Source organism: Rhizobium sp. BK275 (assembly GCF_014193555.1).
GTDB lineage: Bacteria > Pseudomonadota > Alphaproteobacteria > Rhizobiales > Rhizobiaceae > Rhizobium.
Map to the genome: position 1 here is coordinate 437,542 of NZ_JACHZL010000005.1, position 24,330 is coordinate 461,871.

At 59.3% G+C, this 24,330-nt stretch carries 21 protein-coding genes and 1 pseudogene; 14 read left to right on the forward strand and 8 right to left on the reverse strand.

Translation table 11 applies throughout. The features are described from left to right. Positions 1 to 4 precede the first annotated feature (4 nt). The 3 genes from FHT82_RS18420 to FHT82_RS18430 are packed head-to-tail and all read left to right on the forward strand — an operon-like array spanning position 5 to position 4,177. On the forward strand, positions 5 to 847 hold the full coding sequence (locus tag FHT82_RS18420) for a DeoR/GlpR family DNA-binding transcription regulator (RefSeq protein ID WP_183733921.1): 843 nt from the start codon (positions 5 to 7) through the stop codon (positions 845 to 847). A gap of 36 nt (positions 848 to 883) precedes the next feature. Continuing rightward, positions 884 to 2,419 carry an FGGY-family carbohydrate kinase gene (locus FHT82_RS18425; RefSeq protein WP_183733924.1) on the forward strand — a complete coding sequence of 512 codons (1,536 nt, stop codon included), beginning with the start codon at positions 884 to 886 and terminating at the stop codon, positions 2,417 to 2,419. A 12-nt stretch (positions 2,420 to 2,431) separates the two neighbouring features. Further along, entirely contained in the window at positions 2,432 to 4,177 is a 1,746-nt protein-coding gene (locus tag FHT82_RS18430) for a glycerol-3-phosphate dehydrogenase/oxidase (RefSeq protein ID WP_183733926.1), read from the forward strand. Positions 4,178 to 4,180: 3 nt separating this feature from the next. Here the strand turns inward: FHT82_RS18430 and fba are convergent, their stop codons facing one another. Continuing rightward, positions 4,181 to 5,245: a class II fructose-bisphosphate aldolase gene (fba, locus tag FHT82_RS18435; protein WP_183733929.1), complete on the reverse strand. Its 1,065-nt coding sequence runs from the start codon at positions 5,243 to 5,245 to the stop codon at positions 4,181 to 4,183. 160 nt (positions 5,246 to 5,405) lie between these two features. Further along, entirely contained in the window at positions 5,406 to 6,707 is a 1,302-nt protein-coding gene (locus tag FHT82_RS18440; RefSeq protein ID WP_183733932.1) for a glycoside hydrolase family 28 protein, read from the reverse strand. Between the two features lie 249 nt (positions 6,708 to 6,956). On the opposite strand from FHT82_RS18440, the gene FHT82_RS18445 reads away from it, so the two are divergent. From FHT82_RS18445 to FHT82_RS18455, 3 genes are read left to right on the forward strand one after another with little or no spacing between them, the layout of a single operon-like run. Continuing rightward, on the forward strand, positions 6,957 to 8,174 hold the full coding sequence (locus FHT82_RS18445; protein WP_246698158.1) for an extracellular solute-binding protein: 1,218 nt from the start codon (positions 6,957 to 6,959) through the stop codon (positions 8,172 to 8,174). Beyond that, positions 8,171 to 9,124, forward strand: coding sequence for a sugar ABC transporter permease (locus tag FHT82_RS18450; protein ID WP_183733938.1), 954 nt, complete (start codon positions 8,171 to 8,173; stop codon positions 9,122 to 9,124). Before FHT82_RS18445 ends, FHT82_RS18450 begins: the two co-directional genes overlap by 4 nt. Continuing rightward, entirely contained in the window at positions 9,121 to 9,939 is an 819-nt protein-coding gene (locus tag FHT82_RS18455; protein WP_183733942.1) for a carbohydrate ABC transporter permease, read from the forward strand. The genes FHT82_RS18450 and FHT82_RS18455 overlap by 4 nt, the downstream gene beginning before the upstream one ends. Before the next feature lie 106 nt (positions 9,940 to 10,045). On the opposite strand, the gene FHT82_RS18460 is transcribed toward FHT82_RS18455, so the two are convergent. Then, positions 10,046 to 11,788 carry a GH116 family glycosyl hydrolase gene (locus tag FHT82_RS18460; RefSeq protein ID WP_183733945.1) on the reverse strand — a complete coding sequence of 581 codons (1,743 nt, stop codon included), beginning with the start codon at positions 11,786 to 11,788 and terminating at the stop codon, positions 10,046 to 10,048. Positions 11,789 to 11,804: 16 nt separating this feature from the next. Continuing rightward, on the reverse strand, positions 11,805 to 12,776 hold the full coding sequence (locus FHT82_RS18465; RefSeq protein WP_183733948.1) for an ROK family protein: 972 nt from the start codon (positions 12,774 to 12,776) through the stop codon (positions 11,805 to 11,807). A gap of 156 nt (positions 12,777 to 12,932) precedes the next feature. Between FHT82_RS18465 and FHT82_RS18470 the strand changes: the two genes are divergently transcribed. Together FHT82_RS18470 and ugpC are read left to right on the forward strand one after the other, a co-directional pair. After that, positions 12,933 to 14,132 (forward strand): ROK family transcriptional regulator, encoded by a 1,200-nt coding sequence (locus FHT82_RS18470; protein ID WP_183733951.1) that lies wholly within the window; start codon positions 12,933 to 12,935, stop codon positions 14,130 to 14,132. Positions 14,133 to 14,337: 205 nt separating this feature from the next. Beyond that, entirely contained in the window at positions 14,338 to 15,456 is a 1,119-nt protein-coding gene (ugpC, locus tag FHT82_RS18475) for a sn-glycerol-3-phosphate ABC transporter ATP-binding protein UgpC (protein WP_183733954.1), read from the forward strand. A gap of 102 nt (positions 15,457 to 15,558) precedes the next feature. Here ugpC and FHT82_RS18480 read toward each other — a convergent pair whose 3' ends face one another. Next, positions 15,559 to 16,107, reverse strand: a complete 549-nt coding sequence (locus FHT82_RS18480; protein WP_183733957.1) for a cupin domain-containing protein — start codon at positions 16,105 to 16,107, stop codon at positions 15,559 to 15,561. 141 nt (positions 16,108 to 16,248) lie between these two features. Here FHT82_RS18480 and FHT82_RS18485 point away from each other — a divergent pair, with 141 nt between their 5' ends. The 3 genes from FHT82_RS18485 (at position 16,249) to FHT82_RS18495 (ending at position 18,515) form a co-directional block, all read left to right on the forward strand. Further along, positions 16,249 to 17,583: an aspartate aminotransferase family protein gene (locus FHT82_RS18485; protein WP_183733960.1), complete on the forward strand. Its 1,335-nt coding sequence runs from the start codon at positions 16,249 to 16,251 to the stop codon at positions 17,581 to 17,583. Positions 17,584 to 17,876: 293 nt separating this feature from the next. After that, entirely contained in the window at positions 17,877 to 18,065 is a 189-nt protein-coding gene (locus FHT82_RS18490) for a hypothetical protein (RefSeq protein ID WP_183733963.1), read from the forward strand. A gap of 195 nt (positions 18,066 to 18,260) precedes the next feature. Further along, complete coding sequence (locus FHT82_RS18495; protein WP_183733966.1) at positions 18,261 to 18,515, forward strand: hypothetical protein; 255 nt, start codon at positions 18,261 to 18,263, stop codon at positions 18,513 to 18,515. A gap of 114 nt (positions 18,516 to 18,629) precedes the next feature. Here FHT82_RS18495 and FHT82_RS18500 read toward each other — a convergent pair. Beyond that, a pseudogene (locus FHT82_RS18500) lies at positions 18,630 to 19,015 on the reverse strand (LysR substrate-binding domain-containing protein); the annotation flags it as partial. Between the two features lie 286 nt (positions 19,016 to 19,301). On the opposite strand from FHT82_RS18500, the gene FHT82_RS18505 reads away from it, so the two are divergent. From FHT82_RS18505 to FHT82_RS18515, 3 genes are all read left to right on the forward strand, one after another. Continuing rightward, the gene (locus FHT82_RS18505) at positions 19,302 to 21,044 is read left to right on the forward strand and encodes a glycosyltransferase family 8 protein (protein WP_183733969.1); all 1,743 of its coding nucleotides are present in this window, start codon (positions 19,302 to 19,304) and stop codon (positions 21,042 to 21,044) included. Positions 21,045 to 21,079: 35 nt separating this feature from the next. Further along, a complete protein-coding gene (locus FHT82_RS18510; protein WP_183733972.1) occupies positions 21,080 to 21,766 on the forward strand; it encodes a glycosyltransferase in 687 nt (228 codons plus the stop codon). Between the two features lie 164 nt (positions 21,767 to 21,930). Beyond that, a complete protein-coding gene (locus tag FHT82_RS18515) occupies positions 21,931 to 22,176 on the forward strand; it encodes a hypothetical protein (RefSeq protein ID WP_183733975.1) in 246 nt (81 codons plus the stop codon). Between the two features lie 82 nt (positions 22,177 to 22,258). Here FHT82_RS18515 and FHT82_RS18520 read toward each other — a convergent pair whose 3' ends face one another. Then, the gene (locus FHT82_RS18520; RefSeq protein WP_183733978.1) at positions 22,259 to 23,611 is read right to left on the reverse strand and encodes a GAF domain-containing protein; all 1,353 of its coding nucleotides are present in this window, start codon (positions 23,609 to 23,611) and stop codon (positions 22,259 to 22,261) included. After that, a complete protein-coding gene (locus FHT82_RS18525) occupies positions 23,608 to 24,093 on the reverse strand; it encodes a pyridoxamine 5'-phosphate oxidase family protein (RefSeq protein ID WP_183733981.1) in 486 nt (161 codons plus the stop codon). The genes FHT82_RS18520 and FHT82_RS18525 overlap by 4 nt, the downstream gene beginning before the upstream one ends. Positions 24,094 to 24,330 lie beyond the last annotated feature (237 nt).

A 24,330-nucleotide genomic window follows, 5' to 3' on the forward strand; every position in this document is an offset into this window, starting at 1 on the left:
ACCCGTGACACAGAAGACCAATCAGGGCGATGAGCTGTTGGACCAGTTGACTAGCGACAGCCGCCAGACACGCCAGGTCGCCCGCCGGCGCATGATCGCGGAGGCCGTCATGAGCGAGGGTTCGATGCGGATCGAAGATCTGACCGACCGCTTCGGCATCAGCCTGATGACGGCGCATCGCGATGTGGATGAGCTCGTGAGCCGCGGGATCTTCAGGAAAACGCGCGGGATCGTCACTGCGGCGGCCACCAATCTGATCGAGTCCAGCGATGTCTACCGCTCGAGCCGACAGTCGGCGGAAAAGAAGGTGATTGCAGAGGCGGCAATGCAATTCGTGGAGCCGGGACAGGCGATCTTCTTCGACGACTCGACGACCGTATTACAGATGGCATCGCACCTTTCCGCAAAAGTGCCGATCACCGCCATCACCAACTCGCTGACGTTGATGAATGCGCTGACCGGCATGCACGATGTCACCCTGCTGGCGCTCGGCGGCCAGTATTACAACTGGTGCAATGCTTTCATGGGGCGCATGACGATCAGTGAGATCAAGGGTCTGCGGGCGGATATCGCGTTCATCTCGATGTCCGCCATCAGCGACGGGATCGTGCTGCACCAATCGCCCGAAACCGTCGATACGAAGCGTGCCATGTTCGACTGTTCCGTCAAACGCATCCTGCTTGCCGACCATACAAAGTTCGAACGTCGCGCGCTTCACAGCTTCGCGGCGCTCGATGAATTCGACGTCGTCATCGTCGACGACAAGACGCTGCCCGTTCACATCGATCGGATGCGGTCCAGGGATATTAATGTCGTCGTTGCCAGGACCAGTGGCGGGCGCATGTGACCGGGCTGCCCGGTCGCAATAGAAAGGTGAATACGCATGCCGAGCCTTCTCGGGATCGATAGTGGCCTGACTGTCACGAAGGCCGTCATTTTCGATATAGACGGCACACCCATCGCTGTCGCCAGGCGGCGCGTGACCCAGCTCATCCCGAGGCCGCGGTTCGTGGAACGGGACATGCACGAATTGTGGATCGCAACGGCCGAAGCGATCCGCGAGGCCATCGCTCTCAGCGGCCGGCCGGCAAACGATATCCAGGCCGTCGCGGCCACGGCGCATGGCGACGGAATCTATGTGCTGGATCAGTTGTGGATGCCGCTTGGCAACGGCATCGTATCGCTGGACAGCCGCGCAGGCGATATCGTCGATCAGTGGATGAAGAATGAGGTCGCCGAAGAGGCGATCGATCTGACAGGTCAAGTCCCGCATGTCTCCGCGCCGTCGGCGCTGCTGGCCTGGATGCGCGACCATGAGCCGGAACGGTTCAGGCGTATCGGCCACATCATGAGCTGCAAGGACTGGCTGCGCTTTTGCCTGACCGGCACTGTCGGTACAGATCGGACCGAAGCCAGCACCTCATTCACCAATGTAAGGACACAAGACTATAGCGAGGACGCCCTGCGTCTGTTCGGCTTGCAGGCGCTTGTTGGCGCTCTGCCGCCTGCTGCACGCTCGGACGAGATCGTTGGACACATCACAGCCGATGCGGCGCGCTTGACCGGCCTTGTCGAGGGCACGCCGGTGGCTGCCGGCTTGCACGATGTTACGGCATCCGCCCTTGGCGCGGGTGGCTATGCCGATGGTGTCGTTGCCGTCATTGCCGGCACCTATTCGATCAATGAGACGCTGTCTTCTGAGCCGCGCGTCGATCGACGCTGGTTCTGCCGCAACGGAATTGCACCGGGCGTCTGGAACAGCATGTCGATTTCGCCTACATCAAGCGCGAATTACGAATGGTTCATCGAAAAACTATGCGCGGGCGATTGGGCACGTTGCGAAGCCGAGGGCACATCCATCCACGCTCTGCTCGCATCCGAGATCGACGCGGCTTTCGAGCGCCCCTCTCCCGTACTTTTCCATCCCTATCTCTACGGATCGCCTTATGGCGCTTCGGCAAGCGCGGCTTTCTTCGGACTCGGCGGCTGGCATGACCGCGGCGACATGCTGCGCGCCGTGCTGGAGGGGATCGCATTCAACCACCGCATCCATGTCGATGCGCTGCGCGACGGCTTTGCCTTCACGGAGGCGCGGCTTGCCGGCGGAGTATCGCGCAACCCCGCTGTCGTCCAGATGTTTGCCGACGTTCTTGCAATGCCGGTGACGGTGACCGGCGCCGACGAGGCCGCTGCCTGGGGAGCCGCACTTTGCGCCGGCGCAGGCGCCGGTATCTACACAGATCCGCAAAGCGCGTCGACGACGGAAAAACAGGGCGAAACCTGCAGGCCAAATCCTGTCCGCAGCGCCGACTATGAGAAGCGCTACCGGCTGTTCCTGGAGATCGCCGAAACAATGAAGCCGCTCTGGCCAAAGATCGCTGGCCTTGCACCGGAAAGCGCGGCAGGTGCCGCAGTTTAGGACGACAGTGCCATGACCCTCAACCCTCTCGAGCGCAGCCCGGATACAAGCGAGAACGACATTGACGTCGTCATCCTCGGAGCCGGCATCAATGGTGCCGGCCTGTTTCGCGACCTGGCGCTGCAGGGCGTCAGCTGCATGATCGTCGACAAGTCGGACTTCGGTTCCGGAACGAGTGCCGCACCCTCCCGCCTCATACACGGTGGATTGAAATACCTGGAAACCGGGGAATTCGGCCTGGTCGCCCAATCCACTCTGGAGCGTAATCTGCTCTTGAAAAACGCACCGCATTGCGTCGAGGCGCTGCCGACATTCATTCCGGTCTTTTCCTGGACTCGAGGCATCTGGGCGGCACTCAGGACATTGGCCGGTTCCAAGACCGCGCCCCGCAGCCGCGGAGCCGTGCTCATCAAGATCGGTCTTTCCCTTTATGACTTCTTCGGTTCGCGCGATCGTGTGATGCCGCGCCACCGCCTGATCCTGAAAAGGAAGGCCAGGCAGGAAATGCCACATGTCACGCCGGACATCGTTGCCGGCGGGATTTATTACGATGCAAAAATCAGCCGGCCGGAACGCCTCGTCTACGAACTCGTCAGGGATGGACTTGAGGCGAACCCACATTGTGCCGCGGCAAATTTTGCCACCCTGACGGCCAGATCCGAAGGCCGCTTGTCTTTCCGAAAAGAGGATGGAGCTGAATTCTCGGTCCGGCCCAGGCTCGTCGTGAACGCGGCCGGGCCGTGGATCGATCATGTCAACGAAGCACTCGGCGCGCCCTCGCGCCTGATCGGCGGTACGAAGGGCTCCCATGTCCTGATCGATCATCCAGAACTGGTGCGCAGCCTGAACGGCCATATGATCTATTTCGAGGCCGATGACGGCCGCATCTGCCTGGTCTACGGCTATCTCGGACTGGCGCTCGTCGGCTCGACGGATATCCCAAGCCGGGATCCCGACAATGTGCGCTGCGAGGACCCGGAAATCGATTATTTCCTGCAGAGCTTGCGATCGCTGCTTCCGACATTGCGCTTCGATCGCGACCAGATCGTCTACACCTATAGCGGCATCCGGCCGCTTCCGGCCTCCGACGGAACTGCCCCTGGCCTGATCAGCCGCGACCATTCAGCCCCGGTCATCGAACCGGACGGCGAAAGGCCTTTTGCCATCCTGTCGCTCGTCGGCGGCAAATGGACGACGTTTCGCGGTTTTGCCGAGGAGGTTGCCGACACCGTTCTCTCCCGGCTGGAGCGTTCGCGCAAGCAGTCGACCCGTTACCTTCCGATTGGCGGCGGAAAGGCATTTCCGGCCGACGCGCAGGCGAGACGGGTCTTCGTCGACAGGATCGCGAAGGCTGCCGGCATGACTGCCGCACGCGCGGAACAACTTCTGAACCGCTACGGGACGACGGCCGAGGCGATGGCAATGTTCCCTTCCGATCATTCCGACGAGCGGCGCCTATCAGCTGCCGAACACTATAGTTTCCGGGAGATCGACTGGATCGCACGCAATGAGCTTGTGGTCCACCTCTCCGATATCGTGCTCCGGCGCACGACGATCGCAATCGAGGGCCAGCTGACCTACGAAGGGTTGACGGATATTGCCGGCATTGTCGCAAAAGCACTCGGCTGGGATGCTCCGCGTGTCGAGCGTGAGATCAATGATGTCGTCTCCCTGCTCAAGGCGTTTCACGGCCAGACGCTGGCAGCCGGGACACCGGATATCGAAACGGGAAAAAGCGTCCGCCCCGTCAGTCGATGAGATCTAGGAGAACACCGGGTCGAGCGCGCCGGATGCATAGCGCTTTGCCATCGCCGAAACCGGAAGGGGCGTAATCCGATCGGCCATGCCGGCGGTGCCGAACTGTTCGAAGCGCTCCTTGCAAAGCCTGGTGAGCGCGGCCATTGCCGGCTTCAGATATTTGCGGGGATCGAATTCGCTCGGATCTTCCTGCAGGACCCGGCGGATCTGCCCGGTCATGGCCATCCGGCCATCGGTGTCGATGTTGACCTTGCGCACGCCGTTCTTGATGCCGCGCTGGATCTCTTCGACCGGTACGCCCCAGGTGGGTTTCATCTGGCCGCCGTATTTGTTGATGATCTCCTGCAGCTCGACCGGCACCGACGACGACCCATGCATGACGAGGTGCGTGTTCGGCAGCTTGCGGTGGATCTCTTCGATGACATTCATCGCCAGCACCGAACCATCAGGCTTGCGCGTGAACTTGTAGGCGCCGTGCGAGGTCCCCATGGCGATCGCCAGGGCATCGACCCGTGTTTCGCGCACGAATTTCACCGCCTCGTCCGGGTTGGTCAGCAGCTGGTCATGAGACAGCTTGCCTTCCGCGCCGTGTCCATCCTCGGCCTCTCCCATCCCGGTCTCCAGAGAGCCAAGCACGCCGAGCTCGCCTTCAACGGAAATGCCGCCGAGATGGGCCATCTCGGTCACCCGCTTTGTCACGTCGACATTATAGTCCCAGTCGGCGGGTGTCTTCGCATCCGCCTTCAGCGAGCCATCCATCATGACCGAGGTGAAGCCCGCCTGGATGGCTGTCATGCAGCTGGCCGGGTCGTTACCATGGTCGAGATGCACACAAACCGGGATATGCGGGTAGATTTCGACGACCGCATCCATCATGTGCTTGAGCATGATGTCATGCGCATAGGCGCGCGCGCCGCGTGATGCCTGCATGATGACGGGGGCGCGGGCCGCATCAGCGGCCTCCATGATGGAAAGCGCCTGTTCCATGTTGTTGATGTTGAAGGCGGGAACGCCGTAGCCCTCCTCTGCCGCGTGATCCAGCAACTGCCTGAGCGTAATGCGCGCCATTGAACACCCTCTCACGTGAAGCACGTCGAAATCGTTGGCTTCAGTCTAGAAGGATCGCACACTCACAAAATTGGAACAAGTATAAATCACAATATCACAAATTTTCTGATGATTTTCTCCTTGTCCAAGCATTCAGCGTCGAAAAGGGGCTAGGCCGGCCTCAGGAGATCAGCACTGTTGTTGCTGGGTTCCATCCTGCAGGCAGCGGTTCGGGCCGACGGATCGTTATATCTTCCAACTCGAGGCCCGTCACATTTTGTGCAAAAACACCCGGCAATCCCTCTGGATAATCGAAAAGCCCGACGATCTTTCCGTCCTGTCCTCGCACCCAGGCGTTGCCACGCCCCTCTGCGCCCTTCGGCGGCGCCAGATCGGCATTTGTCGGTCGCAAGTCGTACCGCTTTGCGGTGCCAAGCGGCCCTTCGTCCATTTTGATATCGATCCCGCGCAGAACGATCCCATCGATACCGCCCGGCTCCTCGGCAAAGAGATTGACGGCGCCGTGACTTCGCCCCGAGACGTTCTCGACCAGCACCGTCCGGATTGCTCCTGAGGGGCGCTCCGGGCGGCGCGTGAGCTTGGTTATCGTGAACGGTTCGCCGGAGCCCCAGAACCCATCAGGCGTCTCGCTGCAATCGAGTTCTATGTCGCGGAAGACGACATCTTCAATCTTGCCGCCATCGCGCGAAAAGATGCCAAGACCACGGTTCGAATTCTCGATCCGGCAGCGCAGGAATCGGATCTGAGATATATCGCCGAAGCTCTCCGTGCCGATTTTGAGAGCACAGCTCTTGCTCTCGATCACACTATCGGAGATCTCGATCCGCTCGCAGCGTCCAATTCCTTTGTCGCTCAAGCTCGTCTTCAGGCACACACCGTCATCGGCGGTGCGAATGACGGCTTCAGAAATCGTGACGTCGCTGCAACTGTCGATAACGATCCCGTCCGTATTTGGGAGCTGGCGGTTATTGGAGACGCGAAGCCCACGCGCGACGATATCGCGGCAGCGCACGAGATGGATCGTCCACATAGGCGAATCCGTTATGTGGACGTCTTCCAAACGAACGTTCGTGCAATCCTCAAAAACGATCACGCGCGGGCGTTCGGCTACCGGAGTGAAGGTGCCCACCCCCTCGTCGAAGCCGGTGTGGAAGGCATCGCCGCATCCATCGATCGAGCCCTTGCCGACGATGGCAATATTCATTGCGCCCTGTGCGACGATATAGGCGCGGTTTGAGGACTCAGCGTACACGCTGACGGTATTTTCGGAATAGCGCTCATAATCGGCCACGAATGCGAGGACAGCGCCGTCCTCGATATGCAAGGTAACATCGCTTCCCAATCGGAGCGCGCCTGTGGAGTGACGGCCCGGACGAAGGAAGACCGTTCCCCCTCCCGCTGCCGCGATCGTATCAAGCGCCATCTGAATACCGCCGTCCACCGCTTCGACTGATATCTCCATCACATACCTCCGCCTATTCTGGCCTGCGCTTATTCTGGGGTTTTCATAACATGCGCCATTTATTCGTCAACAGGACGAACTAAATCTCGCCGGACCGAATGTGTTGTGTTGACAGTCCGCAAAACTCGTATTTAATTCGTCATGGTTACGAACAAAGGCCTGAGGGAGTTCAGTTGCAGGCCGTTCATTTCGGATGTCAGAATGACAAGCCAGAGAGGGAGAACTATGAAAACGCTAAAGACAATTCTAATGACCGCCAGCGCCCTGGCGATGACAATGTCCTTCGCCGCGGCCTCTGAGCTCAAGCTCGTGTGGTATGTCGAAAACGATCAGGAGGAAGCGGATACGCGCGCGCTCCTCGATCAGTACACGAAGCTGCATCCCGAAACGACCTTCGACCTGGAAATTACACCTTATGACGGGATGATCCAGAAATTCCAGCAATATGCTGCATCGGGGATCATGCCCGATCTGTCTCTGACATCCTCCATGGAGCCGGTCATCAGGCCCTTCCTGGCAGACCTCAGCAAGGAGATCGGACCGGAATGGATCAACGACTTCGTCAAGGGTTGGGCCGATGGAGCCAAGCTTGGCGACAAAGTGATTGCCGCGCCCCTGCGCGTCACGTCGACTGGCATCTTCCTGAACGTTGACGCCTTCAAAAAGGCAGGCGTTGCCATCCCGGACCAGGCGACCGGCTGGACATGGGAAGAGTTCATTCCGAAGATCAAGGAGGTCGCAGAGAAATCCGGCACCCGCTATCCGCTGGTCTGGGATGTTTCGGCGAGCCGTTGGATCGTTCACGAATATCAATACGGCAATCACATCTACACGGAGAAGGAACCCGTCAAGGTCGTGATGGACGAGGCGGCCTGGACGAGCACACTCGACAAATTCATCGACATCACCAAGGCAGCCATGCCACCCGGCCTATGGAGCGGCGCGAGCTCGGACAATCCAAAGGAGCTTTTCACTGCAGGTCAGGCAGCAGCCTATATGTCCGGCAGCTGGCAGATCGCCGGCCTGGCTACCAATGCGCAATTCGCCTGGCAGGCCGGACCGACGCCGCGCGGAACGGTTGCTTCATCGATCTACGGGGGCGATTACATCGTCGCCTTCAACACCAGCCAACATCTGCCGGAAGCCGTCGAGTTCATAAAGTGGGTCGCCTCGCCCGAGATCCAGGCGCAATACGCCAAGACCTTCGGCATGATCCCCGCCAACCTCAAGGCACCACCGGTCAAGTATGACAATCCGGCTGCGACGGCGGCGATCACCGCGATGCAGAACGAACTGAACGCGAGCCCCGTCTATGCGGCGACAGATCAGGCCTGGCCGCAAATGCAGGCCGTCTGGGGTACGGTCAAGACCGCCGTCACTCAGGCTGTCGCCGGTCAGATTTCCTCGGCCGAGGCGATCGCGCAGATCAAGAAAGCCGCCGACGGTTCGCTTGAGGCGAGCAAGTGACGGCGGCGATCCCGCAACAAGGCAGTTCGGCACTGGGTTTCCACCCGGTGCCGAAAGGCCGGCGCAACAGCCTTTTCAATCTCGGTTGGCCGTATCTGCTGATGCTGCCGACGATCGCATTGCTCGTTACTTTTACTCTCTATCCGCTTGTCCAGGGCCTCATGATGGCATTCTTCAAGCGAGGCGTTGTGGTCGTTCCGCAGGTGCCGAGCACTCTTCCGCAATATGTGGGCTTTGATAATTTCCTTGGGCTTTTGAGCGATGCCGACTTTCAGACGTCGCTCGTCAAGACGCTTGTCTTCGTTGTTATCGCGGTACCGCTGAACATCGTCGCCTCCCTGGCACTGGCGCTGCTTCTCTCGCCTCAGACGAGGTTCTTTGCGGTTATCAGGACGATCGTCTTTTTTCCCTCGATGATCAGCCTACTGATCATCGGCGTCTCGTGGCGCTGGCTTTTCGGCCTGAACAACGGTCTCGTCAACTATTTGCTGTCGCTGGCGGGAATCGCTCCCGTTCCGTGGCTCGAACAAGATACCATGGCTCAGATTGCGATGATCATCGCCTGGGTGTGGGCTCAAGCCGGTTTCAACATGATGATCTTCATTGCCGGCCTGACCGCGATCTCGGCGGATTACTATGAAGCCGCATCAATTGATGGCACCAGCAAATGGCGCCAGTTCACACATATAACGTTGCCGCTCCTCAGGCCGACAATGGCGGTGGTTCTGGTTCTGTCCTCGATCGAGGCCTTCAAGGTCTATGAGCTTGTCGTATCTCTGACGGGGGGCGGGCCAGGAAAGGCGACGGTCTATCTGATCCAGACGATCTACGACACGGCATTTCAAAAGCCGATGCAGGCCGGCGTTGCTGCTGCCCAGTCGATGATTCTCTTTGCAATTCTTCTGCTGCTGACGATCGTCCAGTTGCGCCTGTCGAGGAGCCAGACATGACACAAATCTATTCGCCCTGGCGGCTCGCCTTCGTGGCCTTGACACTCTTCGTCTTCCTGATGCCGCCGGTGTGGCTCTTCCTGTCGTCGCTGAAATCGCAACAGGAAATATTCCAGTGGCCGCCGACCATTTTTCCGGCCCATGTAACGCTGCAGAATTTCATCGAAACGGTGTCGCGGGCGAAATTCCTCATCTTCTTTCGCAATTCGGCGATCGTCTCCGTGCTCTCGGCACTGCTGTCCGTCACCATCAGCGTCATGGCGGGTTATGCGCTTGCGAAATTCAGGTTCAAAGGCGACACCCTGTTTTTCCTGCTGATCATGTCATCGCTGATGGTGCCGCTGCAGATCGTCATGATCCCGGTATTTCTTGTTCTGCGCGATCTTCACCTCCTCGATACGCTCGCTGGCATCATCATCGCCCCCGCCGCGACGCCGACCGGGGTGTTCTTGATGCGACAGTACATTACGAACATCCCCGACAGTCTTCTGGAGGCCGCCAGGATCGACGGAACGCCCGAGTGGCGTATCCTCCTGCGCATCATCGTACCGCTCTCGATCCCAGCGATTGGTACCCTTCTCGCGTTCAACCTCGTCTGGCGCTGGAACGACTACCTATGGCCGTTCCTGATCATCACCGATCAGGACAAATGGACCGTCCAGGTCGCGCTCGCCAATACGGTTGGACGATTCGGCATCAATTGGCCCCGACTGCTATCGATGTCGGTACTCTCGGTCTTGCCGGTGCTCGTCATGTTCGCCGCCCTTCAGCGGATGCTGATGAGCGGGCTGATGGCTGGAGCGACCAAAGAGTAGCCAAAGCCGGTCCCGAGCGAATGAAAAAGCCGCCTCCGGGCGGCTTTTTTTGCATTGTTTGCCCCGCCTCCACAAGGTCGTGGCGATGTCCTGCGGAGCCGACGTCTCAGCTCATCGCTAAACACAGCTTGTCTTTGTGGGCAAGGGCAGCCATCGCCGGCATGCTGCTCCATCCCTGGAGCAGCGAGCCGCGCCCCCATGGCGGCGAAAAATATTCGACGGCGCCCATCCACCCTTCTTCCAGGCAGGTTTCCCACCAGCGCAGCAGCGGATATTCCGCATCCTCAAGGCCGTGTACCAGGCGCTGTTCGGCATAAAGACCCGACAGGTAAGGCCAGTCCGATCCATTATGGTAGCGATATGCAAAGGCCGATTTCGAGCGGGTGTCTTTTGGACGCTTGAAGGGCGGGAAGGCACACATGACGCCCCAGTCACCATAGGGCTGATCACTGTTGCTGCGGCTTTCCAGGGTCGACGCCACCTTGGCCAGAACCCTTGTTGCGCTTTCTGCCGAAACGGCTCGGTAACGAAGCAGCGTGAGACTGTCGAGCGTCAGATGATCCTCGACGAAATCCTGTTTCGTCCCATAGTCGGCATAGGTTCCGCTGGCCTGAAGAAGGACGTCGTCAATCGATGCGCGAGCTTTTTTGGCGGTTGCGGCAGCCTTGGCGGCAATATTTTCGTCAATTGCCCCGCCGTAAGCGGCAATCACGTCGAGAGCACCGACCCACAGGCCGATATCATATGAAACGTAGCCGTGGCGGTAGACGTTGTCGGCCCAATCGCGATCGTGGGCAGGCTTGACCGGCAGGCCGTTTCCGGCCGTATCCAAAGCGCAGTAGCGATCAAGGATGGCAACGACCTTGCCCCAATGGGCAGACAGCGGAGAATTGTCACCCGTCGAACGGATATAGTCGCCGATCGTCAGAATGAAGAACAACGGACTGTCGAAGTGATCGCTCCACCAATCTCCTGGACGCAGGTGCTCCTCTTTGATCTGTGGATGCGATCTGCGAACCTTCTCCCATTCTTCGGCCTGTGCCGGCCCGGTCAGGATGACACCGCTCGGCGCCTCCCCATCGGGCTGTATGCCGCGCGCCAGCAGCTCGATCTGCGAGCGTATGGCATCCGGTGTGCGCGCCAGCAGGGCCTGAAGCGTCCAGTACCCGTCGCGATAATAGGTTCGTGCCGGTGCGCTGTAGGCCTGGCCGGCAGCAAGGCCGCCAAAATCACCATGTTCGTCCTGACGAATGCTTGAAAGTGCCGCATGGAGGCTCTGCGAAACCATGCTGCGCATCAGCGGAGAGGCCTCAGGCATCTCATCGCAACGCGCTACATAGGCGTTGGCTTCCGCAATCACGTCCTCCTGAGCGAGGTCGAGAGCCCTGGTGGCTTCTTCGATCGATGCGCCTGCACTGAGGAATATGCCGGCCGGCCGTTGCTCGGCGATTGCGACACCCCACCCCGTTCGGGCAATGCGCCGTTCACCCAGCCGCTCGACCGGTTCGCGTTTCATGGTGCTTCCCCACCAAGCGCAACGACGCGAGGGTACGAGTGTTCGCAGTTTCGCCCCCTTCAAAAACAGCACCGGTGCCGACTGGGCCACATAAAGGCCGCCGCCGCTGGTCTCGATGCGGTTCGGGGCATAGGTGAAAGGCCCACGCCAACCGCTGAAGGTCAGGTTCGCGATCTTTCCACAACCCCAGACAGAGATTTCGATCTTGCCGTCCGGCCAGCAATCACCCTGCAAGCGCGGTGCCATGAACGGCAGCAGGACCGGCTTTTCCGATACGAGTTGCCCATCGGCAAGCGGGCTAAGGACACGCGGTTTTGGACGTGGCTTCGTCATGGGCGAGCTCCTGTTCCTATGCGGCCGTCTGGCTGGAAAGTTCGTGCAAACCGAGCATCAAGGCACCGCGCATTCCGGCCTCCGGACCGAGAGAAGTCGGTTCAATCTGCACCGCAAACGGCAGCAGGGACGACATATGCTGGGAGACGAGTTCGACGAATTCCGGGCGCGAGCCGATGCCGCCTCCGAGTACCATCAATGCCGGATCGAAGACCGCCTGAATGGACGCGAGGCCGACCGATGCGGACTTTGCGAGCGTTGCGATGGCAGCGGCCGCCTCCCCGTCCCCTGAACCCGCTCTGAGGAAGATCTCGCTCACCGGCACGGTTCCATCTCGATAGAGAGCACGAACGGCCGGCGAATCGACTTGGTCCTCGAAGAGGCCGGCCCTTGCTTTCGGTGCGGCGTCGTGCGGATTTGTGCCGAGCGGCAGAAGACCAAGCTCCCCGGCGCGGCCGTGGTGACCGCGAAAAAGCCTGCCGTCGATAACAAGCCCCATACCAACCCCGGTCCCGAAGGCGATGAAGGCCACGGAAGCGCAATCTCGCGCCTTTCCGAGGGTCGCCTCGGCAAATGCTGCCAGATTGACGTCATTCTCGACAACCACGCCACAGGGCAACCCGGCCTCAAGCAGCCGAGCAAGCGGCTGCTCCGCAGGGATTGCGAGATTCGGCGACAAGGAGGCAAGACCAGTGGAGGGCGAAACGGCGCTCGGCACGCCAACGACCGCCTTGAGCAGCGGACCACGATCGCGGTGCCTCTCCGCAAGGGTCAGGATCATGCGCACAATTTGCTCGAGGACGGGAGCGCCTTCGCCGTGCGCCGTCGGCTCTTCCATGGTCGCCAGCAGGTCGCCGTCAAGGTCAGACAGGCCTGCGAGCACCTTTGTGCCACCGAGATCAACACCGGCGACGAGACCCAGAGCTTTCGTGCGGCGATTGCCAACCGCCGGCCGCAGATCTGGCGCGATAGTTGAAATATTTGACAAACGCAGCTCTCTTTATATATTTGTTCGGCAGGTTGACGAATTTATTATTGGTGAGCCTTTGGTCTGTCAACAACCAGTTTGAAATTGGCGGGCATTCGTGGAAAAAGCAGAAGCAGACGAAAAGCGGAACCGTATATCGACCGGAATATTTGGCTCATGGCATTGACTGAGAACGCACCTCCCGTGCTGCGACAGATTTCGGTTCGCGCCGTCATGGACGTATTGCTGCATACCGGCCCAACATCCCGGGCGGACCTGTCGAAGATCACCGGGCTCTCCAAGCAGACAATGTCCGAGGTCATCAGAACTCTGGAAGAAGCCGGCTGGGTTCGCGAAAAAGGCGTTACGACTGGCCGCATCGGCCGCAGCGCCATTACCTACGAGGTGAACGGTACCGCCGGCTATGCCGTCGGCGTCGATATGGGCGCAACGACAACGCGGGTCGTGCTCGGCAACATCGTAGGCCACATCGTTGGAGAGGTTGAATATCCCTCCGACCGTCGTGGTGGCTATCATCAGCTGGAACAGGTTGAGGCAGCGCTCGCTCGAATCCTTGCCGAGAGCGGAGTGGCGCGCGAGCATGTCCTGGTGGCCGCTATCGCAACCCCTGGCGTCGTCGAACCCACGACCGGCGCGTTGTCGATGGCCCCGAACCTTGTCGATCTCGACAGCATCAACATTGCCAGGACGCTCGCAGATCGGCTTGCCTGTCCAGTGGTCTTGGAGAATGACGTCAATGCAGCCGCTATAGGCGAGTCTTGGCAGGGCCACGCCGTCGCCATCGATACGGTGGCATTCATCTCGCTTGGTACAGGTATCGGCCTTGGCGTGCTTCAGGACGGCAAATTGATGCGTGGCGCGAGCGGCGCCGCCGGCGAGATTTCCTACCTGCCGTTCGGAGCCGATCCCTATTCCGAGGACAGCCTAGAACGCGGGGCGTTGGAATGCGCCATTGCAGCGCAAGGAATCAGCGACTTCTACCAGCGTTCGGGTGGCGCCAAGGACACGTCCGTTCGAGATATCCTAAGGCTTGCCGAAGAGGAAGATCCGATTGCAGCCAAAGTTATCCGGAAAGTCGGGGACATCGCGGCGCTATTGATCGTGTCCGTGAACGCCATCGTCGATCCTACCATCATTATCATTGGGGGCAGCATCGGTCGCCATCCGCTGATGGTCCAGCGCATTCGCGAAGGCATCGCCAAGGCTAGCCGGCGCAGGATAACGGTCGAAGCCAGCGCCCTCGGCAGCCGCGCGACACTAATCGGAGCGCTCGCCATCGGTCTCAACCACCTGCACAACCTTCTCTTTTCTCCGCAGGCCCTTCCAGAGCAACGGCGTCTCCCGCCGCCGGTCTGAGTACGATCCGCAGCCGGGAGCGACGCGTCCGCCCATCTCATTTGAAAGCGAATCCGGACGGAAGCGCTCTGGATGGAAACATCTGCAAACGCAAAATTCATGTTCGTCATCTTGACGAACTAATTCGATCCTCGCAAAGTGCCGGCTGAATTATGCCTCGATCAGCGACCTTCGCTTGAAATTGCTTACTGGGAGAACAGTGGACATGGCCGGTTTGAGATTGAACGATGTCAGAAAAAGCTTTGGCCACCTCGGTATTCTGCATGGCATCGATCTTGATGTGAACGAGGGTGAATTCGTTGTCTTGGTCGGCCCATCCGGCTGCGGGAAATCGACGCTTCTGCGATTGATCGCCGGACTTGAGAACGTCACAGGCGGACGTGTCCTGATCGGCGACAAGGATGTTACGCAGGCAGCCCCTGGCGAACGGGAAATTGCGATGGTGTTTCAATCCTATGCACTTTACCCGCACATGACCGTCGCGAAAAACCTATCATTCGGCCTCGAAAACCTCAAAATGACGCGGGCCGAAATTGATGCCCGTGTCATGGAAGCGGCCCGGATGCTGGCGATTGAACCACTTCTTGAGCGGCGTCCAAAACAGCTGTCGGGAGGACAGAGGCAACGTGTCGCGATCGGACGAGCCATCGTTCGAAACCCCAAGCTGTTCCTTTTCGACGAGCCGCTGTCCAACCTTGACGCAGCACTTCGCGTACAGACGAGAGGCGAGATCAGCCGGCTCCACAAGCGCCTGGGCGCGACGATGATTTATGTCACGCACGATCAGATCGAGGCGATGACGATGGCGGACCGCATTGTCGTGCTCAATGCCGGCCGTGTCGAACAGATCGGCACGCCCCTGGAGCTTTTCGAGACGCCGGCGAACCGGTTCGTCGCGGGGTTCATCGGATCCCCCCAGATGAATTTTTTCGAAGGCGAATTGCTTTCCTGCGGCCCGGGGGGGATAGCCCTGCAGGTGCCCGGATTCGGTGCGCTCAACGTGCCGCTGGAGGCCCCTGATGCCCGGATCGGCCAGGCAGTCACGCTTGGCGTCCGTCCCAGTCATTTCGGATTGGCGCGTGATCGAACCCGCGGCGGTCTTCGCGTCCGTTATCATGTCGACTATGCCGAAAGCATCGGCACGGAAACCTATGTCTATGGCACGGTCGAATCCTGCGAAACCTCTGCGGTTATCCATCTTCCCGATCATGTGGCGATCGCAGACGGATCAACTCTCGAGCTTGTCGTCGAGCAGCATCGTGTCCACGTATTCGACAAGCTTTCGGGTGCGGCATTTCCGAGACTGAAAGCTGATGCTGTGTAACAATCCTTGCCCCGGAGTAAGCCATGACGATGGCAAATAGCGGCTTCGTCGGAAGCTCCACGATGCGCTTGACCGGGTTCTTGCCCGCATTGAGGGCCGTCCCTAGAAGGTCGGGGGTGTGCAGGCGCTGACGACCTCACAGGCAACGGGACCGACGCATCGGAAGCGATGCGGACGACGGCTCTCGAAATAATAGGCGTCGCCCGGCCCGAGGATCCGCCGTTCATTGTCGACAGTGACTTCGAGCCGCCCCACGAGGACGATACCGCCTTCTTCGCCTTCATGGACGAGGGGCACCTTCCCTGTGTCGGTACCCGGCTGATAGCATTCCTTCAGTATTTGCAGGTTCCTGCCGAACATGCTCTCGCCGACCTGCCTGTATGAGATGCCGCCCTTGCCGATCTCTACCAGTTCCTCGGCAGCGTAAAAGGCCTTTTTGGGCCTCTCCGGCTCCAGCGCAAAGAATTCCGCAAGCCCGATCGGAATGCCATCCAGGATGCGCTTCAACGCGCCGACCGAGGGATTCGAAGCGTTCGATTCGATGAGCGAGATCGTCGAATTTCGCACCCCTGTCTTCTTTGCCAGTTCGCGCTGCGAAAGCTTGTGGGCGGTTCGGACATAGCGAAGACGATTGCCGATATCAAACGACATGCATGCACCGTTTGCGTTGTTCAAAATACCGAAAACTCTACGAACACAAGTTCGTAAAATCAATAGCTTATGCACCCAATGAAAAAGACTTGTTCGATCAGGGAAATTAGCGGACGTTTCCTGCAACCAATGGAGGACAAGATGGATCAGATCAGCAAGACGAACGCTCCGGTGCTCGACAATTTCTGGATGCCGTTCACGGCAAACCGCCAGTTCAAGGCGGCACCCCGTATGCTCGCGTCCGCCGAGGGCATGTACTACACCGATGTCGACGGCAACCGCGTTCTCGATGGAACGGCGGGCCTTTGGTGCTGCAACGCCGGGCACGGCCGCAAGAAAATCTCTCAGGCCGTCGAGCGCCAGCTATCGACGATGGATTTTGCGCCGACCTTCCAGATGGGGCATCCGATCGCCTTCGACTTCGCCGTCAGACTGGCGAAAGTTGCACCCGGCGGCGCCGATGCGAAGCTCGACCGGATCTTCTTCACCGGTTCCGGCTCAGAATCGGTCGACACTGCCCTGAAGATCGCAATCGCCTATCAGCGGGCAATCGGCCAGGGCACCCGGACCCGCATCATCGGCCGGGAGAAGGGCTATCATGGCGTCGGTTTCGGCGGCATCTCGGTTGGCGGCCTCGTCAACAATCGCCGGATGTTCCCGCAGATTCCCGCAGACCATATGCGCCACACGCTCGACGTTGAACGCAATGCCTTCACTAAAGGCCTGCCGGACCATGGCGTCGAACTTGCAGACGATCTCGAACGTCTCGTCCAGTTGCACGGGGCCGAGACGATCGCCGCCGTTATCGTCGAGCCGATGTCAGGTTCGGCGGGCGTCATCCTCCCTCCGAAAGGATACCTGGAGAGATTGCGCGCCACGGCCGACAAATACGGCATTCTCCTGATCTTCGATGAGGTCATTACCGGCTTCGGTCGGCTTGGAACACCATTTGCAACCGACTATTTTGGCGTCGTTCCGGATCTGGTCACGACGGCGAAGGGCCTGACGAACGGCACGATCCCGATGGGCGCGGTCTTTGCCAGCCGGAAGGTCCATGACGGTCTGATGGTGGGTCCGGAAAACGCGATCGAGCTCTTCCATGGTTATACCTATTCCGGCCACCCGGTCGCTTGCGCTGCAGGCATCGCCACGCTCGACATCTACGAGGAGGAAGGGCTGCTCACGCGTGCCGCGGACCTGTCCGACCACTGGCAGGAAGCCCTGCATTCGCTGAAGGGCCATCCCCATGTCACCGATATCCGCAACCTCGGCCTTGTCGGTGCAGTCGAACTCGCACCTCGAGACGGAGCGCCGGGCACGCGTGCCTACGACGTCTTTGTCGACTGCTTCAGAAAGGGACTGCTGATCCGCGTCACCGGCGACATCATCGCCCTATCCCCGCCTCTGATCGTCGAGAAGAGCGAGATCGAAACGATTGTCTCCAAGATCGGCGACGCGCTGAAGCGCGTGGCATGAATTCGGCTCGGGCTTCCAGAGGAGCCCGGAAGCCCGATTGTGAGGCGGCTGACATAGCTGCCCTTCCCCGAGAATTGTGGTAGTCTAAGAAATATGATCGTCCTTGGGGAGGCAGTTGATGGTCGTGCGAAGGGACATGACGAACGACGAATGGAAGTGGCTGGTGCGGCTCTGCCAGCACGAAGCAGATAGCGTTCCCCGGATAATCGAGGCGAGGTTAGTCGAGCTCGGACTATCCGGGCCGAATGGCCTGTCGAACGAAGCGAGAGAGCTGGTTCAACGTGAATTGTTGAGTGAGCGGCGAAATCGGCTGCAGGGCCTTCATTGAGTATCGATCGGACGCCGCCGAGCATGAGCGTTTCCTTAGGCTCGGCTCCATTGCAGGCAGGATCGTGGACACGGTCTTCAGCACCGGGCCGATCGTCGTACCGAGCTGTTTGAGCGAAGCATTGAGCCAGATCGAACTCGCCAACCCATTCTGAACGCGCGCGAAACCGCCAACGCTCCCCCTGGAGCTGCGCGTTTGGTTGGTCGCGACCGGAGAATATGTTACGACCTTTTAGTGTGGTAGCCTCTCCTGATTGCAGAATTGATAAGCGTTAACCTTTCATTAACCATGGCTCCTTAGCGTCCGGAAAGCGACGCAATATTGTCCTGCTATTTTCGAGGAGGGTGCCATGTCGCTCGTAACTGTGCCCGGTAAAATTCGCCTCTATGGCGGTCACGCTGTCCTGATCATGACGGAAGGAAACCTGCACCAGGCTGTATGCATTACCGACGATGCAATGCCTGCCGGTGAAGGCGACGTTATGCAAGGGCTCCTTCAGTATCTTCATGTTTATGAGGATATCGCCGATCGCAAGTTCTCAGACGGCGAACTGGCATATGATGGACGGGTGTGGATTACCTCCTCCGACATCAAGCCACACTGAAGAGCGGAGCCGATTTCGACTTCGCCAGTCATAAATGGCGTGCGTAGCCAAGCGGCGCTGATCCGCACGCTGCTGAGGACTGACGGTCCGGTGCGATAAGCAATCCGAAGCCGGTCATCGGCCGCTCTTTCCGCAGGTCACCTCACCTGCCCGGCTGCACCGCGATCGTGCGATATCGATGATGCCGTCGCGCGCGGCGGTCGGATCCTCCCTATCCAGGCGACAACCAGCCCTATTCTGAAATCGATGCCCCTCACCTTCTTGAGATCGAAGCCGCGGTTCGACAGATCCTGCGTCCATTCCGGCACGAAGCCGACGCCAAGACCGGCAGAGACCAGCGACATCAGTGAAAACGTGTCGTCGCGGGTATAGCTGACATCGTCGGTCAGATCATGCTCCTCGAATTTTTTCGCGAAATGGCGCTCGCTGTAGGGGAGGCTCTGACGTGGGAATGAGATGATCTTCTCACCGCGCAGATCCTCGATGTCGATCTCGCTCTTGACGCCTGCGCTCACGCGGGCCGTACGTTCCTCACCGTGCCGGTTGTCGGCGAGACTGCCGCGAATACCAAAAGAGGTAAAACCCCCCTGATGGCATTGACAAAACTCTCTTGTGCACAAATGTTTGAGCCTTACCGCGGTTGAGTTCAGCTGGCTTTTCCGAATTTTCATTGAAGATCCAATCTCGAATAAGGCTCCTGTCGTCGTTCAATACTGCATATCTCAAGGGGGTGGGATGTCGGTTCCTATACGTAGCAAAGCCATATACGTGTTCACGGATGCGCGAATGCTTCCGGCAGCCTGCTGCGCGCTTCTGTCTGTCGGACGCAACAGTCAAAGGAACGATATCAAGCCGATCATTGTCGGCATCGATTTGCCTGAGGACCAGAAAGCTCGGGTTGCGACCTTCAACGCCGTCAACGGCATCGATATCGACGTCGTCGATTTCACCTTTCCCACCGATACGCCCGAGACAGCAGGCCGCTGGCACAAGTCGACGCTTGCGCGCCTCTATCTCGACAAGCTGATGGGCGAGGAGTTGGAGCGCGTTCTTTACCTTGATGCGGATATATTGGCCGTCGATAATGTCGATCCACTCTTCGATATCGATCTCAACGGCAAGGCGATCGGTGCGGTTGAAGACTACCGCATTGCCTTCCCCGACAAGATCGGACAGCTGGAGCGGGAGCTCGGCCTCGACCCGGGGTCGGGATATTTCAATGCCGGGGTCCTTCTCATAGATTGCGCCGCTATCCGGGCCGGCGGCTTTTTCGAGATGGCGCGTTCCCTGCTCAGATCAGGGCGATCCTTTGCCTCCAACGACCAGGACATTCTCAATATTGCCTTTCGCGGGACGTGGCAAAGGCTGGACAACCGCTGGAATGTGCAGACCGGGATCATGCCGTATGTCCGCAATGCTGCGCTCCTGCATTTCACCGGACGCCGCAAGCCGTGGCAGTTTTCGGTGCAGGCTGGACAGTCGGTCTATGCCGAGATTTATAAGAATATGCTTTCGAAAACGCCGTGGTCGGGATTTGTCAGCCAGCGCAGCGGCTTCCGAAAGGCGGCCGACTATCTCCTGGCGCTCGGCAAGCGCGCCGGCGCGATGAACCGCGCCCGACAACTGAAAGCACATTTTGGCGCGAGTGAGGTCCCTAGGGCTGAAAGGAGCCCCGGATCCGAAAACTCCGGAAGCCCCGTCTTTCACACGCAAGGCCCCGATGCGTGGCGCGCATTCTTCAATCGCTATTCGCACATCGTTCTGGTCGCCAATAGCGAGGCGCTCGATCCGCAGTCGATGAGGACGGAGTTTCCTAGCGATACGTTGTTCGTCTTCTTCAACAAGGTCTACAAGGTTCTCGATGACAGTTTCCCCGGGCATGCCATTCTTGTGGCGCGCAGCGGTATGATGGGCGCCAATATCGTCCATCGGCGGGAGGTGGACGAGGTCCTGAAATTCTTCACTTCCGACAAGTTTCTGGGCGTTCTGAATGTCCGTACGGCACCGGAGGAGCGCTTCAGCCCCGTCGGCGCATTCAAGGGTGCGACAGTCATGTACAGTGATCTGGAGACGCTGATGTCGGGCCACTATCCGCCGGATAAAATCCCGACGAGCGGCTTTGCGCTGGTTGCGTGGATGCGGGAGCTTCAGCTGACGCCGAAGATCGTGCTCGCCGGATTCTCCGGGAAACGGAGTGCGCGCTGGAAGGTCTTCGATGTTCATGACTGGACATTCGAACGGATCTATTTCAGGCTTCTGGCGCAAAGGGGTCTCATCACAAGCGCCGAACATGCCGGGTCGTCCCGCTTCGATCTTCTGACCCGGCAATTTCCGGATGCGAAAAACGAGGAGATCCAGGCGGCGATCAACGACGCGCTTTCGACGCGGCTCGATCATGCGCTGACCCTCATCGACGGCCTGATGTCACTCACCAAATGGCAGCGGGCGCTCGATCAGGCGTTCCGCAAGGTGCGACCAAAGACCCGCAAGCAGCGCGCGCTCGACCGCCAGAAGAAGCAGGCTTCCTGAATGCAATCACCGATTTGTGCCGAGGAGAAATTGATATGACCGATATCGTCAACATCTATGTTGGTTTCGATTCAAAGGAAGTTGTCGCCCATCACGTGCTATCGCAGAGCATTCTGGAAAAATCGAGCGTGCCGGTGAGAATTACGCCAATCTACCTGCACAATATCGAAGGCACGTTTACGCGTGAACGCAACGCCCTGCAGTCGACCGAGTTCTCCTTCTCGCGCTTCCTGACGCCCTATCTCAGTCGGTATGAGGGATGGAGCCTGTTCATGGATTGCGACATGCTTGCGCGCACGGATATCGCCGAGCTCTGGGCGCTGCGCGATGAGCGCTATTCCGTCATGTGCGTGAAACACGATTACCAGCCGAAGGTCGAAACGAAGTTTCTCGGCCAGGTACAGACGAAATACGAAAAGAAGAATTGGTCGAGCCTGATCCTCTTCAACAACGCGAAATGCAGGGCGCTGACGCCTGATTATGTCAACACCGCAACCGGACTGCAGTTGCACCAGTTCAAGTGGCTCGACGGCGACCATCTGATCGGCGAGCTACCCATCATCTGGAACTATCTCGTCAACGAATATGACAAACGCGATGACGCCAAGATCGTGCATTTCACAGATGGCGGACCCTATTTCGACGAATACAGGAACGACGATTACGCCGAGGAATGGTTCGCGACACGCGAGCGCATGCTACACGTCCAGCAGCGTGGCTGACCTGCCGCAGCAAGGCTGGGCTGAATCCGCCTGAGGCTCGCCGAATCACCTTTGATGATGCATCGGCCGTACCACATCACCCTGACGATTCAGGGTTGCAGCTTATAAACTTTTCGCGGAGGATGGGTGGCGACCTATAGCGCAGCGAGCGTGGAGGTTCAATCGTGAACGATGGAAACCCCTTTATTGAAGTTGTGCTGGACGGCTTGGTAGCCGTCGTTATCTTCCTCAGTGCGGCAACCGTAGTCGCGATGGCAGCAGCATTTGCCTCCCTCATCAGTCATGTTGCTGGAATTGCGGAAGAAGCAGGCGCGACAGGTTCGCTAATTGCAACATCCTGCATTCTTTTACTGTCAACTATCTTGTCGGTTCTCGCCTCAATAGCGGCTCAACGTCTCAGCTTCGGCTGATGGGCGATGTCGATTTTATCCCGACCATGGTTTCTGACACCAGCTTCGGCACGAGAGAGAATTGCCTGCCTGATTTGTCAGCTCATGGGTAATCGCCTGCGGTCGCGTCGAGTGTGAGAGGTCCTTCCGCCTCCAGCTTTACCCGGCCCCTTCCGACGCGGACGAGGCGTATGGGCGCCTGCTTCTCTTCGAGCCGGCGACGCAACAGCAGGAGCCGGGTTTCGAGATTATCCTTGATCTCCGGCATGCGGGCACCGGCCGCGAGCCGCATTTCCCGGTTCGTGAATTCGCTTCTGCCGTCGCTCAGATGCCAATCGAGCATCAGCCGCAGCAGGGTGCCGGCAACGCCCTTCACTATGTAGGTGCCGTCGACGAACACGCTGTCGTCGAAGCGGTGATGAATGACGCGGACTTCTCGCCCGGCGGCAGCAGGTTCGGGCAAACTGACCACCGGTTTCAATTCGGCGGCTGCCGCCTCCCGTTCACTGGCCCTGAGGGCGCGGGCGGCCTGTCCCACCAGAATTTCGAGAGCAGCCTCGTCCTCTTCACGGAAGGCGAGCCGCTCCGTGCTCTCGACGAAGAGTACGCCCGTCACCGCGCCGCGGACGGTCATGGGAACGGCAATCTGGCTCATAGCCGTCGGCAATTGCGGGAAAGCGACGATGCGCGTGACATTTTCAGCCCCGTCCGCCTCCAGACCGATCGCTTCGCCGAATCGACGCACGCGGCTCATGTCGCTGACCTTGATCGTCTGGCCACTCGTTGCCGCAGCGCCGATCAATCCCTCGCTGCCGGCGATTTCCGATCCGAGGCCCGAGCGCTCGTAGCCGATGCTGCCGGTCGTGGTCAGGCAGCCGCGATGGTTGTCATGGATCAGCACAAGCGCATGATCGTATCCGAGAACGTGCTGGACGCCGCACAGCAGGCTTTCGATGATCTCATCGGCCTCCGCCTTTCCCTCGATGGCCTTGATCGCCTCGGAAAGGGCGGGAAGGCTGACAGGCGCACGGCCGGTCATGGGCGGAGCCGTTTCCACCGGCGAGGGAACCTTTTCGATCCCGTGCACCCGGAAAATATCGGCGCTCCTGAGCCGCATGACATCCGACATGCCGACCTGCGCGCTGCTCGCCTTGAGCTGGCGGGCGATCTTGTCGAACAGTGCGCCGGCATCGACAGAACGCACAAAACCGATGTCGAGCAGGAACTGATCTCCGGTAAGCCCGTCGACGACGATCAGCGTGACCTTGGGATTGGCGCGCACATTCGCCGCCGTCTTGGCGAAGAACTGGTTGGAGAGCGCGACATGCTCCTCATCGACCCGCACCACATGGGAGAGATAGGATATGTTCGGCATGCCATCGGCCGAGGCCGTGGCGATGATGGAGGGAATGACACCCTCGAAGCAGGCGGAAAGATCGGAAAGCCGCAGGTTCATTGAGACCTCGTGCCAACCTGGGTGCCTGCCAGCATGCCGGCGAGCGGGCCGGGCGTCTGGATATAGATTTCACTGATCACCAGCCGGGCGACCCGCGCTTGGCGCGCCGTCAGCCAAGGCGCGATAAGGCGTCGCGGCACGCCGAGGGATTCGAGCTCGTCCGTCGCCGCGGTCATAAAACGGTCGGAGCGATCGAGGTCGGGTGTTTCCGTCTCTCGCATCCCGGCGGACCCTTTCAGCTGAAAACTGATGTAATCCGACGGGCTGACGAAGGTGGCGGCGACCCGCCCGGTCTGCCGGATACAGGATTCGAGCCGTGGCCACTGCCAGGCGGAAAAGATGACGTCGATTGTCTCGCGGTCTTCCAGCAGATGGAAGCCGACGCCGCGTCCTGCCGAAGGACGGCCGGTCTCGTCAGCCACGGCGATGATGCACATCAGCGGCCGATTGAAAAAATCGAGCAGCTTGTCGTCGACCTGCATTGCTGTCCCCTTTGCCTATCCCTGGTCTTCTTAGCAAACTTTTAGGATATTCGGCACGGCTTGCACATTCATTTAGGAACGCCGGTTTTCACAGTGCGCTATTGAAGCGCGGTACCGGCTGGACGGCCTCAAAATCATCATCTGCCCGTCTTCGGCGGCCTTGTGCCACCGGGCGACAGACATCGGCCCCGCCCGCATGCCGGAGCGCGGCAGGGATTTCTGCGTCCCGCCACAAGA